Genomic DNA, 15,976 nt, shown 5'->3' on the forward strand with positions numbered 1-15,976 from the left:
CTCTACTTGAATTTCCTAAATAAAAGCTTTGCATAGAATTGCCCATAACATTATCTATAAAGGTTGATCTTCTTGTAGTTGTAGAGATTAAGCTTCTAAAGGTTGCACCTGATATTGAAGCATTAAGGTTAAATCTTTGATAGATTTTTCCTGTTGTAGGATCATAGACTAAATCTATATCCCCACTACCATTGGTTGTTATGTTGCTTACATTATTATTATTGATTCCTGTAATTACATCACTTATATGATCAAGATTATCTAGATCAAGACCACTCTCATCTACAGTGATTTGATCAGCGGTTACATTAGAAGCACCATTTCCACCTACAACTATAGTATCTAAATTACCATCCTTATCAGAAGTTACAAGCCAATCTTCTATGACTATGCTACCAAATCCATTGTTGGTTAAGTTATGACCTTGATCATCTTTACTTATAGTTCCTTGATTATTTATAAAGATAGTTCCATTACCATTATTTGTGATACCACTTGTAATAGTAGCACTAGAATCATTTTTTAAGGTTAAATCGTTATTACTTTGATTTATAATATTACCATAGATAATTCCATTATCTGTGTTTAAAATACCTTTACCGTTTGTAGAAGTAATAAGACCTCCATTTTCAATAGTGATACCATGTTGTTGATTTGACACACCTTCTTGTCCTATGGTTCCAGTATTAATTATACCACCATTACCACCTTGGATGGTTCCAGATACAGTGATGCTTGTTTTTAAATTTTTTCCTCCACCTATATAAATACCTGCATTACCACCTTCTAATCTACCTTTTACGTCTATGCCTTCGCCTACTATGTCTTTATCACTACCATCAATGTTGATGCCATTGTTACCTGCTTTGATGATACTGCCTGTATCCAGGGTGATTTTACCGATGTTGGTTGTGCCATCATCAAGATGACTAAAGCCATAAAAGCTTAAACCATTCAAGCTAGCATCTATAGTGCCTTTATTGATAAGGGTTTCTATGGAATTGCCTGTTTCTACTAAAATACCGTGAGAATTTGACTGAACAAGTCCTTCATTGGTAAAATTTTCTATTGTAGATTTACTCTTAGAAACAGCCGAAAGATTGATAGCTGCAGAAAGTTCATTACTGCTAGTTGATTGAATGGTACCTTTATTGGTAAAATTATTAATTGTGCTTGCATTTAAACTTACACCCATAATACCAGAAATAAGTCCATTGCTTTCATTGGTAAAATTATTTATCGTGCCATTTTGCAAAAATACACCTGTTGAAACTTCTGTAAAATTAGAAGGTTCTCTAGTTCCTACATTTTTTATAGTTCCTCTATTTACTAAAGTTTGGACTGTTCCATTATTTATATTTATGGCTCCAAAATCACTCTTTCCTTGAATAATTCCATTAGTTTCATTGGTAAAACTAGTTATAGTTGCTCCATCTCCTATACTTACGCCATATCTATTATCACTCTTAATAGTTCCGCTATTAATAAAATTTGCTATACTTGCTCCACTAGCTATATTAATACCATGACCATTATTAGAACTTATAGTTCCTTCATTTTTGAAAGTGCTAACATTAGCATTACCAATATAAATAGCCTCACCATTATTAGAATTTATAGTTCCACTATTGTTAAAATTAGTAATACTAGATTTATTATCATTTTTTCCCCAGATAACTACTCCAAATCTAGAAGAACTATTGCCTATGATACCTTCATTTGTAAAAGTTTCTATAGTAGCACCACCTGTTCTATTTACTCCTACTTGAACACTAGAAGTATTATTTCCACCTATAAGAGTTCCTTGGTTTTTAAAAGTAGAAGTTGAAGAATTTTGAGTAAAGCTTACTGCTTGATTATTAGCAGGAGTAGAAATTATAACTGAACCGCCACTTTCTACAACTAGAGTATTACCACTTCCACTTACAGTGTGAGTATTAGTTTGTGGATCCTTTATAGTAGTATTACTTTTAGCTTGAGGACTATAAACACTACTTGATTTACTTTTAAGATTATCATCATAAGTTTTTGAATTTGTTGTAGCATAAGAATAAGAACTTAAAAAAGAAATTGTAACTAAAGAAAGGGCTAATTTTTTTGAAGAAGAATGACTTTTTTCAATTCCCCCCCCCCTAATGTTTCTTTTTTAAATAAACCAAGTTTTTTCTGATCCATTAATTAAACTCCTTGCGTTTATTTATTTTAAAAAAAGAAAATAAAAAATTAATAAAATATTAATTATAAACTTTTTAAAATAATAAAATATTTTTAATTAAAAATTTATTAATAACAATTTTTAATTGATTTTTTTGTTTTATTTTTATATCATTGTATAAGTGCTTTAATATGATTTAATATTTTTGAATTATTAAAAACAAAATTAAATAATTTTTAAGATAAAAAATTAATGAGGTTAAAAAAGTAGATAAATTTAAATTTTAAAGTATAAATATATTTAATATTTCTATAAAAATTTAAACTAAAATTATATAGTCAAAATTATTTTTTCTTAGACTGGGCGATAAAACGTTTTAAAGCGAATTTTTCTTTTGTTTTTATTTCATAATAAATAATTTCATCTAAATAATATTTTATATCTTTAACATCTAAATTTACTCTTTTGGCATATTTTTCAAGTATATAATAAGGGATTTTGATATTTTTTTTAGAAAATTTTTTAAAAATTATTTTATAAATTTCTTTTTTTTTCACGCAAGAAAACCTTGCAAAAACAAAAGGAAGTCCTGTTTTTTCATACCATAAGCTACATAAATCAATATATTTTGTATCATCTTCTAAATAAAGCTTTAAAGCTTTATCTCCTATGATCACTTTTCCATCTTGTTTTAAAACTTTAGCCAAGGTATTTGAAGTAGCAGAGCTTGGATCTTTTAAACTGGGTGTATTTTTTTGCACTAAAACGCTTAAAACTTTTTTATAGGCACAAATTCCAATATCTAAATTTTGGTATTTTTTTCTTGCGCTTTCTATGCTAGAAATTATAGCTCCATCGATTCTTCTATAAAATAAATCACGATTTAATTTACTAGGAACTCCTTTTTTAAATTCCATAGAAGCTTTAAAACCATTGGGTAAAGGATATTTTTTTAGATAAATATGCAAAGGCAATAAATTTATATAATCAATTTTCCCAAAAATCATTTATTTACTCTAAAGTATTAAATACCCTATCTCCAGCATCACCTAAACCAGGGATAATATAAGCATTTTCATCTAAACCCTTATCAATGCTTGCTATAAAAACATCAACATCACTATGAAAACGATTGAAATTTTTAAAACCCTCTAAAGTTCCAAGTATAGAGATGAATTTAATCTTTTTTATGCCTTGTTCTTTTAAGAAATCACAAGCTTCAATGGCGGTCGAACCTGTCGCAAACATAGGATCTATGATGATGGCTAAACGCTCTTTGGCGTCTTTTGGGAGTTTTTGAAAATAAAACTGGGCTTTAAAAGTCTTTTCATCTCTTTGAAAACCCAAAAAACCAATACTTGCATTTGGGATTAGCTTAAAAACACTTTCAAGCATTCCTAAGGCTGCCCTTAAGATAGGGCAAATCATAATTTTTTCATCAAGTTCTTTAGCGGTTGTTTTTGCCATAGGGGTAGAAATTTCTTTATCTTTTAAATTTAAATCTTTGGTAGCCTCAAAAAGCAAAAAGGTGCTAATCTCATCAATAAGCATACGGAATTGAAAGGGTTTTGTTTCTTTATCCCTTAAAATTCCTAATTTATGTTCTATTAAAGGGTGTTTGACTTGATGAATATTTTTCATTTTAAACTCTCAAAGTATTCTTTTTCATTAAAATTTGCAATTCTAGCTACTTTATCTTTTACCGCAGCACTTGCAACAGCAGTGCTTACAATAGCCTTAACTCTTTCATCAAAAGGCTTTGGGATCACATATTCTCTTCCAAATTCTAAATTGCTTAGATTATAAGCTTTTTTAACTTCATTACTTACAGGCAATTTAGCTAAATCCGCTAAGGCTTTGGCCGCTGCTATTTTCATATTTTCAGTTATTTTAGTAGCTCTTACATCTAAGGCTCCTCTAAAGATAAAAGGAAAGCCTAGGACATTGTTGATTTGATTTGGATAATCACTTCTTCCTGTGCCTATAATAGCGTCTTTTCTAAGTCTTATAACATCTTCTGGCATTACTTCAGGAACAGGATTTGCCAAAGCAAAGATTACAGGATCTTTGGCCATTGATAAAATCATTTCATCATCTAAGATCTTAGGCGCTGATAAGCCTAAAAAAACATCAGCACCTTTTAAGGCTTCTTTTAAAGTTTTGTCCTTTGTATCTGATACAAATTCAAGCTTATAAGAATTTAGATCTTTTCTTTCTTTGTTTATCACGCCTTTGCTATCAACTAAAATGATATTTTCAACACCTAAGTTTCTATACATTCTAGCACTTGCAACCCCTGCTGCTCCAGCACCACTAATAACTACTTTAATATCTTTAAATTTTTTTCCGCTAAGCTCCATGGCATTCATAAGACCTGCGGTTGAGATGATAGCGGTTCCGTGCTGATCATCATGCATAACAGGAATGCCTAAATCTTGCAAAGCAGCTTCGATTTCAAAACACTTAGGTGCTGCTATATCTTCTAAATTTATCCCTCCGACACTTGGAGCTAGAAATTTACAAAAAGTAACGATTTCTTCAATGCTGTGTGCATTGATCTCAAGATCAAAAGCGTTTACATTTGCAAATTTTTTAAATAAACAAGCCTTTCCTTCCATAACAGGTTTGCTTGCACTAGGGCCTATATTTCCAAGTCCTAATACCGCAGATCCATCACTTACAATAGCCACTAAATTTGCCTTAGTGGTGTAAGTGTAGGCTAAGTCTTCATTTTTTGCAATCTCTAAGCACGGTTCTGCAACACCTGGGCTATATGCTAAGGATAAATCACTACTTGAATCCATATTTTTAGTTGGTTCAACACTAATCTTTCCGCCTAAATGATAGTTTAAGGCATCTTCTTTTATATACATTATTTCCTCTTTTCTAAGAATGCTTTGATTCTTTTTTTACATTCATTTACTCCTAAAAACTCTAATACCTCAAATATACTAGGGCTCACCGCATTTCCAGTTAAAGCTATGCGTAATGGCTGCGCTAAATCTTTTAATTTTAACTCATATTTTTGTAAAAATTCATTAGTAAATTCTTCAAAATCTTTAGCGCTATTTTGATCTTTTAATTCTTCACAAAACTTAGCTAAAAATTCTAAATTCTTTTCAGTAATAAATTTTTGCACTGCAACCTTATCATAATCTTTTGGTAATTCTATAATACTTTTTGCACCATTTATAATATCAAATAAATTTTTTGCCCTTTCTCTTAATAAATTGAGTAAAAAATTCCCTTTATTGATATCATCAAAATCAAAATCTAAAGATTTAAGCTCGAAATTAAGCTCATCATAAGATAAAGTTTTAATGTAATGGGTATTAAGCCATTCTAATTTTTTAAAACTATATGAAGATGCACTTTTGCTTATATGATAAGGATCAAAAAGTTCTTTTAATTCTTCTATAGAAAAAATTTCATCATCTTTATGACCCCAGCCTAAACGCACTAAAAAATTAAGCAAGGCTTGAGGGAGCATGCCCATGGATTTGTATTCCATTACATCTGTTGCTCCGTGCCTTTTAGAAAGCTTTTTGCCATCTTCTCCATGTATCATTGCAACATGAAAAAATTTAGGTATTTTAAAATTTAAAGCTTCATAAAGAATGATTTGCTTAGGAGTATTAGAAAGATGGTCATCGCCTCTTATGACATTATTTACTCCCATTAGCGCATCATCTATCACAACAGTAAAATTATAAGTTGGAGTTCCATCACTTCTTGCTATGATAAAATCATCTAAAATATCTTCAACTTTAAATTTAACTTCGCCTTTTATACCATCGTTAAAAACTATTTCTCCACTAAGTGGTGCTTTAATACGCACCACAGGTTCTATGCCTTTTGGTGGAGTGCCTTTAAAATCTCTATATCTTCCATCATATCTTGGACGCTCTTTAGCTTTTTCTTGCTTTAAACGCAACTCTTCAAGCTCTTCTTTGCTCATATAACAATAATAAGCTTTACCCTCGTCTAAAAGCTTTTGAATGTATTGTTTATAAATATCAAAACGTTCTGATTGATAAACAATCTCGCCATCATAATCTAATTTGCACCATTTAAAAGCCTCAATAATAGCCTTAGTAGCCTCTTTAGAATTTCTTTTTAAATCTGTATCTTCGATACGCAATAAAAATTTTCCTTTATTTTTTCTTGCATATAAATAATTGTATAATGCTGTTCTTAAGCCTCCAATATGCAAATAACCAGTAGGAGAAGGAGCAAAACGCGTTATAATATTTTCTTGCATTTTTTTGCCTTTTCTTAAATTTTTATTGTTATAATGCGATATTTCAACTTAAATAAAGGTTTGATTATGAAAAAAATTTTATTAACTTGTGTTTTTTTATCAAATATTTTATATGCTAATGTTATCAATGCAATTTCTATTATAGTAGATAAAGAACCCATTACGCTTTATGAAATAGAACAAACTATGAAAAAATTAAATATCCCTAGAAATCAAGCTTTAATCATCTTAGTCAATGAAAAAATCGAACAAGCCCAAATCAAAAAATTTGGTATTACTATCAATGAAATCGATCTTGAAAATAGCATTGATAAAATGCTAGCGCAAAATCATCTAAGTCTTGAACAATTTAAAAAAGAATTAAAAAATAAAAATCAAAATTTTGAAACTTTTAAACAAGATTTTAAAAAAGATTTGGAAAAAAGAAAACTTTATGAACAAATTTTAACAATGAGTAAAATAGACTATAGCGAAGAAGGGGCAAAGAAATTTTTTGAAACAAATAAGAGTGATTTTTCGATTTTTAGCGAGATTGATGTAAATATTTATAATTCAAATGATCCAAAAATTTTAGAGGATATTAAAAAATCTCATAAAATTCTTTTTAAAAGAAAACAAGCTCATTTAAATTTAAATAATACTGATCCGCGTTTATTGGTTCTTTTATCACAGGTTAATATCAACGACTTTTCTCCTGTTTTAAATTCAAAAAATGGCTATGAACTTTATGAAGTTAAGGACAAAAGAGGAGAACAAACTCCTGATTTTGATGAAGTTAAAAATGAAGTTTTAAACGCTTATATCAATAAACAAAAACAAAATTTCATACAAGATTATTTTGAAAAATTACGTTCAAAAGCCAATATAGAGTATATAAGATAAATAAAAATTTATCTTATAGTTGATTTAAATTATTTCAAGAACTTTTTTAGCTACTTCAAGTCCTGAAGCAGGATTTTGCCCAGTAACAACTCTTGCATCGCTTACAGTAAAGGCGGTCCAATTAGCTCCTTTAATATAATGTGCTTCTCTTTCTTTCATAGCATCTTCAGGCAAGAAAGGCACAAACGGACTAAGACCTGCTTGCTGTTCTTCTTCATTTGAAAAGCCTGTTACTTTTTTATCTTTAATTAAATATTCACCATTGCTTAATTTAATATTTAATAATCCTACCACTCCATGACAAACCCCAGAAACAACCCCACCATTTTCATAAATTTCTTTTGAAATTGTTTGAAGTTCCTCATTATCAGGAAAATCCCAAAGTACACCATGCCCACCTGCATAATAAATTACTTCATAATCTTTTGCGTTAATTTCTTTTGGACTTTTAGTTTGTGCTAATTTATTCATAAATTTAGCATCTGTATAATACTTCCAATCAAGCTCACTCATATTTTGAGCTTCTAGACTATGAGGATCATTAGTAATCATGCCTCCGTTTGGACTTACATAATCAATTTCATAACCTTTTTTATAAAAAGGCTCTACAAAATGAACAACCTCAGAAAACCATAATCCAGTAGCTCTTGTTGTTGTTGGATATTTTGTTACATTAGTAATAACGACAAGAATTTTTTTCATTTTCTATCCTTTGATAAAATAAAAATTTAATGCCTTGAAAGATAATTTGTATCGTAATTATTGTTAATAAAATCAGGATTATCCATCATAGCAATATGAAAATCTTTAGTTGTTTTAATACCTTGCACCACAAGCTCATTTAAAGCTACTTTCATTTTAGTAATCGCTCTGTGTCTATCCTCTGCCCACACAACAAGTTTTCCTATCATAGAATCATAATAAGGTGGAACAGAATAATCTTGATAACAATGACTTTCCATTCTTACATTTCTACCTGCTGGGGGAATGTATTTAGTAATTTTTCCTGGACTTGGTAAAAAAGTTTTAGAATCTTCAGCTGTGATTCTACATTCTATAGAGTGTCCTTTTAATTTTATACTTTCTTGAGAAGGTAAAGCATAGCCTTCGGCTACTTTAATCATTTGCTCAATAATATCAATACCGCTTACCATTTCGCTTACACAATGTTCCACTTGTAAACGTGTATTCATTTCAATAAAATAAAAGTCCAAATTTTTATCCACTAAAAATTCAAAAGTTCCAGCCCCTTCATATCCTATAGCTTTAGCTGCTCTTATAGCTGTTTCATGCAATCTTTTACGTGTGCTATCATCAAGAAGTATGGCAGGGGATTCTTCTATAAGTTTTTGATGGCGTCTTTGCATAGAACAATCTCTTTCGCCTATATGGATCACATTGCCAAAACTATCTCCTATCACTTGCACTTCAATATGACGTGGATTTTGTATATATTTTTCCATATACATTGTTCCATCACCAAATGCTGTCATAGCTTCACTTTCAGCAGACCAGTAGGCTTTTTCTAAATCTTTTTCGCTTTCTACAACCCTCATACCACGTCCGCCACCACCAGCTGCAGCTTTTAAAATAACAGGATAGCCTATTTCATTTGCAAGTTTTTTAGCCGCTTCTATACCTTGTAATGCTCCATCGCTTCCAGGAATTACAGGCACATTGGCTCTTTTCATTACTTGTTTGGCCTTGCTTTTATCGCTCATTAAAGTCATAGCTTCGATTGAAGGACCTATAAATTTAATATTGTGTTTAGCACAAATTTCAACAAAATTTTGATTTTCACTTAAAAAACCATATCCTGGAAAAATAGCATCAACCTCAGCAATCTCAGCAGCTGTTATAATAGCAGGGATATTAAGATAACTCTCAGAACTTCTTGCTTTTCCTATGCAAATACTTGCATCGGCATATTTTAAATAAAGTGCATCTTTATCGGCTTCAGAATATACACAAATTACCCTTTTTCCCATTTCTTTAATCGTTCTTAAAGCTCTTAGGGCTATTTCTCCACGATTAGCAATTAAAATACTTTTAATTTCCATTAAAGTTTCTCCACGGCAAATAATGGCATTCCAAATTCAACTGGTTGTCCATCTGCAACAAGGATTTCGCTAATACGACAATCAAATTCTGCTTCAATTTCATTCATAATTTTCATTGCCTCAATAATAGCTATTGTATCACCCTTTTTAACACTTGTTCCAACTTTTACAAAAGGATTAGCTCCTGGGCTTGGGGCTTGATAGTAAGTTCCTACCATAGGGCTATTGATAGTTAAACTATCTGATTTTGAACTTACGCTTGGCTTAGCCTCATTAACAACATTAACATTAATTGGTTGTGGAGCAGGCGTTGTAGGACATACAGGAGCTGGAATATCACAACATATATCTCTTTGAAGTTCAATTTCAAAACCATCTTGTTCTTTAATTTTTATTTTAGTGATATTGGTTTCAGCAAATAAATTTACTAAATCTTTAATTTCCTCTTTTGTCATAATTTTTCTCCTATTCTTTAATCAAGAACTTAAATTTGGCATTATATAAAAACTTACAAAAATTTAATATTAAAGTATTTTAATTAAAATACCAAATATCTTAATTAAACCAAAATATACTAAGGTATAATAATCAAAATTAATAAATATAAAGGTATAAAATGGGCTTAAAAGCTGATAATTGGATTAGAAAAATGGCAAAAGAAAATGAAATGATTTCTCCATTTTGTGAAGCAAACATAGGAAAAGGAGTTGTTAGTTATGGGCTCTCAAGTTATGGTTATGATATACGTGTAGGTCGTGAATTTAAAATCTTTACCAATGTTAATTCTACTGTTGTTGATCCAAAAAATTTTGTAGAAGAAAATGTGGTTGATTTTATAGGAGATGTATGTATAGTTCCTGCAAATTCTTTTGCATTAGCAAGAACAATTGAGTATTTTAAAATGCCTGATAATGTTTTGGCTATATGTCTTGGAAAAAGCACTTATGCAAGATGTGGAATAATAGTCAATGTTACTCCATTTGAACCTGGGTTTGAAGGGCATATAACTATTGAAATTTCAAACACTACCCCACTTCCAGCTAAAATTTATGCTAATGAAGGTATAGCACAAGTATTATTCTTTCAAGGCGATGAATACTGTGATACAACCTATAAAGATAAAAAAGGAAAATATCAAGCTCAAACAGGTATAACCTTACCAAGAATTTTAAAATAAGGGGTATTAATGAATATTAAAAGATACTTTTCCTTGCCAATTTCATTTTTTGGGGCTGTTATGGGGCTTAGTGCTATTTCCTTAGCTTGGTTTTTAGCATATAAAATCATTTATTTTGCACATCTTAATGATACTCTTGTTAAGATAAGTCAAATTTTTTATACTTTTTTTGCACTTTTGGCTTTATTGGTTTTTGTTTTCTTATTTTTTATTTTTATTTTTAAAAGCATAATGAATTTTGAAAATATAAAAAGTGAATTTCACAACCCAACCACCAAAGTTTTTTTTGGAACTTTTTGTATCTCTTGTTTGCTTTTACCTATGATATTATCAATACTTTTACAAACTTTTCATTATGAAAGCAATATAATCAAAACTTTTGGTTTAATCTTATGGACATTTGGGGTGATACTAATGTTTGGTTTTAGCTTGTATATTATAAATACTTGGCTTTATCATAAACACGAACTTATCCATATCACTCCAGCTTGGATTATCCCTGTAGTTGGTTTATTGGACATTCCTTTAGCTTTGCCTTATATTTTTAATACAAATTTATATATTTTTAAATATTTAACAATGCTTTGTATTGGAACGGGTTTTCTTTTTGCTTTGATCTTAATCCCCTTGATCTTAGCTAGAATTATTTTTTTTCAAAAACTCCCCGATAAACTTGCTCCAACACTTTTGATTTTAATAGCTCCTTTTAGCGTTGGATTTAGCACCTATACAACTATTTTCAATATTGATGATTTTGCAATAATATTATTTTTAATAGGAGGATTTTTATTTTTATCGCTTTTGCCTCAAATTTTTAAAGCTTATAAGTGTTGCCCTTTTAAAATTACTTGGTGGGCTATAAGTTTTCCACTGGCAACTTTAAATATTAGCTACTTAAAGATTATTGCTAATTCTTTAAAAAATATAAATACAATTAATTTTAATAGTCTTTATGGAATTTTTATTATCCTAGCTTTTGGATTTTTAATTTTTACAACTTTAGTTTTTTTATGGCTTATTTTAAGAACAGTCAAAGGAATTTTTTCAAAAGAAATTGAAAATTTAAGTTAAAATAAAACAATGGAACAGCTTTTGCTAAATATTTTTAAAAAAATAAAAGGAAATTTTATGTTCAATGGTAAAAATATCCTTATTACGGGTGGAACTGGCAGCTTTGGTAAAACCTATACCAAAATTTTATTACAAAATTACAAGCCTAATAAAATTATTATTTATTCAAGAGATGAATTAAAACAATTTGAAATGGCAAATATTTTTAATGACTCTTGTATGAGATATTTTATAGGAGATGTTCGCGATAAAGAAAGACTAAGCACAGCTATGAGAGGTGTAGATTTTGTAATCCACGCAGCTGCAATGAAGCATGTTCCTGTGGCTGAGTATAATCCTATGGAATGCATCAAAACCAATATACACGGGGCCCAAAATGTTATTGATGCGTGTTTTGAAAATCAAGTTGAAAAGTGTATAGCTCTTTCAACCGATAAAGCTTGTAATCCTGTAAATTTATATGGGGCAACCAAACTGGCTAGTGATAAACTTTTTGTAGCAGCAAATAATATAGCTGGAAATAATCAAACAAGATTTAGCGTTGCAAGATATGGAAATGTGGTAGGTTCAAGAGGTTCTGTTGTGCCATTTTTCAAAAAATTAATCAAAGAAGGCGCTAAAGAACTTCCTATCACAGATACCAGAATGACAAGATTTTGGATTTCTTTAGAAGATGGAGTTAAATTTGTACTTAGTAATTTTGAAAAAATGCACGGAGGAGAAATTTTTATCCCTAAAATTCCATCAATGAAAATCACCGATCTTGCCCATGCCTTAGCTCCGAATTTAAAACATAAAATTATCGGCATAAGAGCTGGAGAAAAACTTCATGAGATAATGATCTCAAGTGATGATAGTCATTTAACTTATGAATTTGATGATTATTATGCTATTAGTCCTAGTATTAAATTTACTAATACTCATAATGATTTTAGTATAAATGCGTTAAATCAAAAAGGTAAAAAAGTAAAAGATGGTTTTTCTTATAGTTCTGATAATAATCCAAATTGGGTAAGCGAAAAAGAACTTTTAAATATAATAAGTCATACTGAGGAGTTTTAATGCTAACTTATTCTCATCAAAACATTGATCAAAGTGATATAGAAGTTATTTTAAAAGCTTTAAAAGATGAAATTTTAACAGGGGGTAAAAAAGTAGAAGAATTTGAAAAAAGCCTTTGTGAATATGTAGGAGTAAAATATGCTTGTGTATTAAATTCAGCTACTTCAGCCCTTCATCTTGCCTATAAAATTTTAAACCTTAAAGACAAAATCGTTCTTAGCACCCCTTTAACTTTCGCAGCTACTTCAAATACAGCTTTAATGGCAGGAGCAAAGGTTGAATTTATAGATATTAAAAGTGATGGAAATATTGATGAGAATAAATTAGAAGCTAGATTAAAAAAAGATAGTAAAAATATAGGAGCTATTTGTGTGGTTGATTTTGGGGGCAATAGCGTTGAGATGGATGAAATTTTATATCTTTCTAAAAAATATAATATTCCCTTAATCGATGATGCAAGCCATGCCCTAGGGGCAAATTATAAAGATAAAAAAGTAGGATCAATGGCGGATTTAAATGTATTTTCCTTTCATCCTGTAAAACCTATAACTACTTTTGAGGGTGGAGCTTTACTTAGCAATAATGAAGATTTTATTAAAAAAGCAAAACTTTTAAGATCTCATGGTATAGAGAAAAAAAGACTTTGGGATAGTGATATGTATGAACTTGGATATAATTATCGCTTAAGCGATGTTGCTTGTGCTTTAGGGATTAATCAACTTAAAAAACTTGATATCAATTTAGAAAAAAGAGAGAGAATTGCTAGGTTTTATGATGAAGAATTTAAAAACAATCCTTATTTTTCTACTATAAAAATTAAAGATTATAAAAAAAGTTCAAGGCATTTATATCCTATTTTACTTTTTCCAGAATTTCATTGTAAAAAAGAAGAAATTTTTAAAGCTTTAATTGATAAAAAAATAGGAGTTCAAGTACACTATAAACCCACTTATGAATTTAGTTTTTATAAAAATTTAATGGGAAATATAAGATTAGAAAATGCTGATCATTTTTATAGAGCTGAACTTAGTATTCCTTGTCATCAAGAAATGAGTTTAGAAGATGCAAAATTTGTAAAAGAAAACTTATTTGAAATTTTAGAACAAGTAAAAAAGGCTTATTGTGAATAAATTTGACTTTAGACATAAAAATTTTATACAAAATGGTATCTTAATGTATAATCTGGCTAAAAAGCTTTTTCCAATTTGTAGAAGTATCACTGGAAAAGGTTTTAGAACAAGTTTAAAAATTCTAAACTATGAACTTACAAAAAACTTTATACAGCCAAATAAATTACAACAACTAGCTGGGGGGGGGGATTTGAGATTTATTCCATTAAAAGTGGAACAAAAGTATATGATTGGGTCATTCCACCTGAATGGCATATCAAAGATGCTTTCATAATAGATCCAAACGGTAAAAAAATTTGTGATTTTAAAAAAAATAATCTACATGTTTTAAACTATAGCATAGCAGTTGATAAAAAACTAGATCTTGAAGAATTGCAAAATCATTTATACTCTTTAGAAGATATTCCTGATGCTATTCCTTATGTTACGAGTTATTATAAAAAAAGATGGGGATTTTGCATTACTCATAATGAAAGAAAAGAGTTAAAAAAAGGAACATATAGAGTTTTTATTGATTCAAAGCATGATGAAAATGGGGTTTTAAATTATGCAGATTTTATTATCCCTAGTACGAAAAAAATAAAAGATGAAATTTTAATCTCTACCTATCTTTGTCATCCTTCTATGGCAAATAACGAGCTAAGTGGGCCTGTGGTGGCTCTATTTTTAATCAAATGGCTTTTAAATCTTAAAGAAAGAAAATATAATTACCGCTTTGTTATCGTGCCTGAAACTATAGGAAGTATAACTTATATCAATAAAAATTTAAAAGCTTTACAAAAAAATGTAAAGGCTGGATTTGTCCTTTCGTGCGTAGGAGATGATCTTTCTTATTCACTTATTCATACCCCAAATGCAAATACTCTTTCAGATAAAGTTGCATTACATACCTTAAAAAATAAAACTAATTTTAAAGAATTTAGCTTTTTAAAGAGAGGTTCTGATGAAAGACAATACAATTCTCCTTTAGTAAATTTAGGGATTGTTGGAATTTGTCGCACAAGATATGGGGATTATAAATTTTATCATATTCAAAAGATGATCTTGATTTTATAAGCCCTAAAGGTTTATTGGGAGGACTTAAGGCTATGCAAGAAATCATTTTAAATTTGGAAAATAATGCTATTTATAAAAATACTACTTTTTGCGAACCAAATCTTGGAAAAAGAGGTCTTTATCACACTTTAAGTTCTATCAATGATATCCCTCTTGCCTGTAATTTTCTAGCTTTTCTTGATGGAAAAAAAGATATTTTAGATATAGCAGAAATCTTAAATTTACAAGGCTATGAACTTAAAGACTTAGTGCAAAAACTTTTAGAATTTAAGCTTTTAGAATGTGTAAACTAAGTCCTTGATTTTGCTTGATATCTTTAGATATCACTTCATAAGCTTTTTCAAGATTGATGATCTTGATACAAATTTCATCAAAAAAAACTACTTTCATAACACTTTTTTCTAAAAAAAGCTCTTCTAAGGGATAAATATAAGTTAAAACATTATTGGCTCTTACAAACATATCATATGTTTTAAGTTCTTTGTAACCTTTTTCATCAATATAAAAAGATGTAAAACTTTTATTATATCTATAACTAACTTTAAAACATTGTTCTACATAATGAACAAAAGTAAAAGAATCCTGCAAGGGCAAATCAACAATAATCATCTTAGCTTTATTTTTATACATAAAATCAAAAGGTGAATTTTTATCAAAAGCTCCCTTATTATCAAGCTTAATTAAATCTTTTTGAAAATTATTTGCAACCATAAAAGAATAAATAGGATGTTTTGTGCGTTTAAATTCTGCTCTTTTTAAAGCTATATTTGCCAAAGCCCCTGTTTGTGATTTTGAATTTAAAATATCATAGCTTAAGCCTTTACAAAAGTCCCAATTAAAGCTTTGTATTGCTAATCCCCCCCCCCCTAGTCTGTTTTAAAAAAATATCAAGAAAAATATTTAAATTTTCTCTTGCATTACCCTTTAGCTTATAAAGCAAACGTGTTAAATTTCCTGTAAATAATATATAATCCTTTTCTCTTATATCAAATTTCTTAAAAAAATCTTCTATCATTAATACAACCTTAAAAATTAAGTTTATTTTAAATAAAGAATATTATATAATAGTTTTGACATATTGATAAATTAAACTCATACCATAAGATTTATTTCATTCTTTAA

14 protein-coding genes and 2 pseudogenes are annotated in these 15,976 nt (G+C 29.3%); 6 read left to right on the forward strand and 10 right to left on the reverse strand.

Annotation, left to right across the window (positions count from 1 at the left end; all coding sequences use genetic code 11):
* The 5 genes and pseudogenes from DU473_RS05935 to gltX form a co-directional block, all read right to left on the reverse strand.
* Window positions 1–1,255, reverse strand: a pseudogene (locus DU473_RS05935) (hypothetical protein); the annotation flags it as partial.
* Between the two features lie 1,244 nt (window positions 1,256–2,499).
* Window positions 2,500–3,162, reverse strand: coding sequence for an MqnA/MqnD/SBP family protein (locus DU473_RS05940; RefSeq protein ID WP_131186703.1), 663 nt, complete (start codon window positions 3,160–3,162; stop codon window positions 2,500–2,502).
* Between the two features lie 4 nt (window positions 3,163–3,166).
* Window positions 3,167–3,796, reverse strand: coding sequence for a uracil phosphoribosyltransferase (gene upp / locus DU473_RS05945; RefSeq protein WP_131186704.1), 630 nt, complete (start codon window positions 3,794–3,796; stop codon window positions 3,167–3,169).
* Window positions 3,793–5,028, reverse strand: coding sequence for a malic enzyme-like NAD(P)-binding protein (locus DU473_RS05950; protein ID WP_131186705.1), 1,236 nt, complete (start codon window positions 5,026–5,028; stop codon window positions 3,793–3,795). The genes upp and DU473_RS05950 overlap by 4 nt, the downstream gene beginning before the upstream one ends.
* Complete coding sequence (gene gltX, locus DU473_RS05955; RefSeq protein WP_131186706.1) at window positions 5,028–6,416, reverse strand: glutamate--tRNA ligase; 1,389 nt, start codon at window positions 6,414–6,416, stop codon at window positions 5,028–5,030. Before gltX ends, DU473_RS05950 begins: the two co-directional genes overlap by 1 nt.
* Before the next feature lie 66 nt (window positions 6,417–6,482).
* Here gltX and DU473_RS05960 point away from each other — a divergent pair, with 66 nt between their 5' ends.
* Window positions 6,483–7,298 carry a peptidylprolyl isomerase gene (locus DU473_RS05960; RefSeq protein WP_131186707.1) on the forward strand — a complete coding sequence of 272 codons (816 nt, stop codon included), beginning with the start codon at window positions 6,483–6,485 and terminating at the stop codon, window positions 7,296–7,298.
* A gap of 24 nt (window positions 7,299–7,322) precedes the next feature.
* Here DU473_RS05960 and DU473_RS05965 read toward each other — a convergent pair whose 3' ends face one another.
* The 3 genes from DU473_RS05965 to accB are packed head-to-tail and all read right to left on the reverse strand — an operon-like array spanning window position 7,323 to window position 9,813.
* Window positions 7,323–8,000: a type 1 glutamine amidotransferase domain-containing protein gene (locus DU473_RS05965; RefSeq protein WP_131186708.1), complete on the reverse strand. Its 678-nt coding sequence runs from the start codon at window positions 7,998–8,000 to the stop codon at window positions 7,323–7,325.
* Window positions 8,001–8,026: 26 nt separating this feature from the next.
* A complete protein-coding gene (locus DU473_RS05970) occupies window positions 8,027–9,358 on the reverse strand; it encodes an acetyl-CoA carboxylase biotin carboxylase subunit (RefSeq protein ID WP_131186709.1) in 1,332 nt (443 codons plus the stop codon).
* Complete coding sequence (gene accB / locus DU473_RS05975; RefSeq protein ID WP_131186710.1) at window positions 9,358–9,813, reverse strand: acetyl-CoA carboxylase biotin carboxyl carrier protein; 456 nt, start codon at window positions 9,811–9,813, stop codon at window positions 9,358–9,360. Before accB ends, DU473_RS05970 begins: the two co-directional genes overlap by 1 nt.
* A gap of 161 nt (window positions 9,814–9,974) precedes the next feature.
* On the opposite strand from accB, the gene dcd reads away from it, so the two are divergent.
* From dcd to DU473_RS06000, 5 genes and pseudogenes are all read left to right on the forward strand, one after another.
* Window positions 9,975–10,535 (forward strand): dCTP deaminase, encoded by a 561-nt coding sequence (dcd, locus tag DU473_RS05980; RefSeq protein ID WP_131186711.1) that lies wholly within the window; start codon window positions 9,975–9,977, stop codon window positions 10,533–10,535.
* Window positions 10,536–10,544: 9 nt separating this feature from the next.
* Window positions 10,545–11,606, forward strand: a complete 1,062-nt coding sequence (locus DU473_RS05985) for an SLAC1 family transporter (protein WP_131186712.1) — start codon at window positions 10,545–10,547, stop codon at window positions 11,604–11,606.
* Between the two features lie 57 nt (window positions 11,607–11,663).
* Entirely contained in the window at window positions 11,664–12,668 is a 1,005-nt protein-coding gene (gene pseB, locus DU473_RS05990; protein ID WP_131186713.1) for a UDP-N-acetylglucosamine 4,6-dehydratase (inverting), read from the forward strand.
* Window positions 12,668–13,798, forward strand: coding sequence for a UDP-4-amino-4,6-dideoxy-N-acetyl-beta-L-altrosamine transaminase (gene pseC / locus DU473_RS05995; RefSeq protein WP_131186714.1), 1,131 nt, complete (start codon window positions 12,668–12,670; stop codon window positions 13,796–13,798). Before pseB ends, pseC begins: the two co-directional genes overlap by 1 nt.
* Window positions 13,791–15,147 (forward strand): annotated as a pseudogene (locus DU473_RS06000) (DUF4910 domain-containing protein). The gene pseC and the pseudogene DU473_RS06000 overlap by 8 nt, the downstream one beginning before the upstream one ends.
* Here DU473_RS06000 and DU473_RS06005 read toward each other — a convergent pair.
* Entirely contained in the window at window positions 15,122–15,703 is a 582-nt protein-coding gene (locus tag DU473_RS06005; protein ID WP_187347526.1) for an AAC(3) family N-acetyltransferase, read from the reverse strand. The pseudogene DU473_RS06000 and the gene DU473_RS06005 overlap by 26 nt on opposite strands.
* Window positions 15,690–15,869, reverse strand: coding sequence for a hypothetical protein (locus tag DU473_RS08340; protein WP_187347524.1), 180 nt, complete (start codon window positions 15,867–15,869; stop codon window positions 15,690–15,692). The genes DU473_RS06005 and DU473_RS08340 overlap by 14 nt, the downstream gene beginning before the upstream one ends.
* Between the last annotated feature and the right edge of the window lie 107 nt (window positions 15,870–15,976).

Source organism: Campylobacter novaezeelandiae, assembly GCF_004323845.1.
Classification (GTDB): domain Bacteria; phylum Campylobacterota; class Campylobacteria; order Campylobacterales; family Campylobacteraceae; genus Campylobacter_D; species Campylobacter_D novaezeelandiae.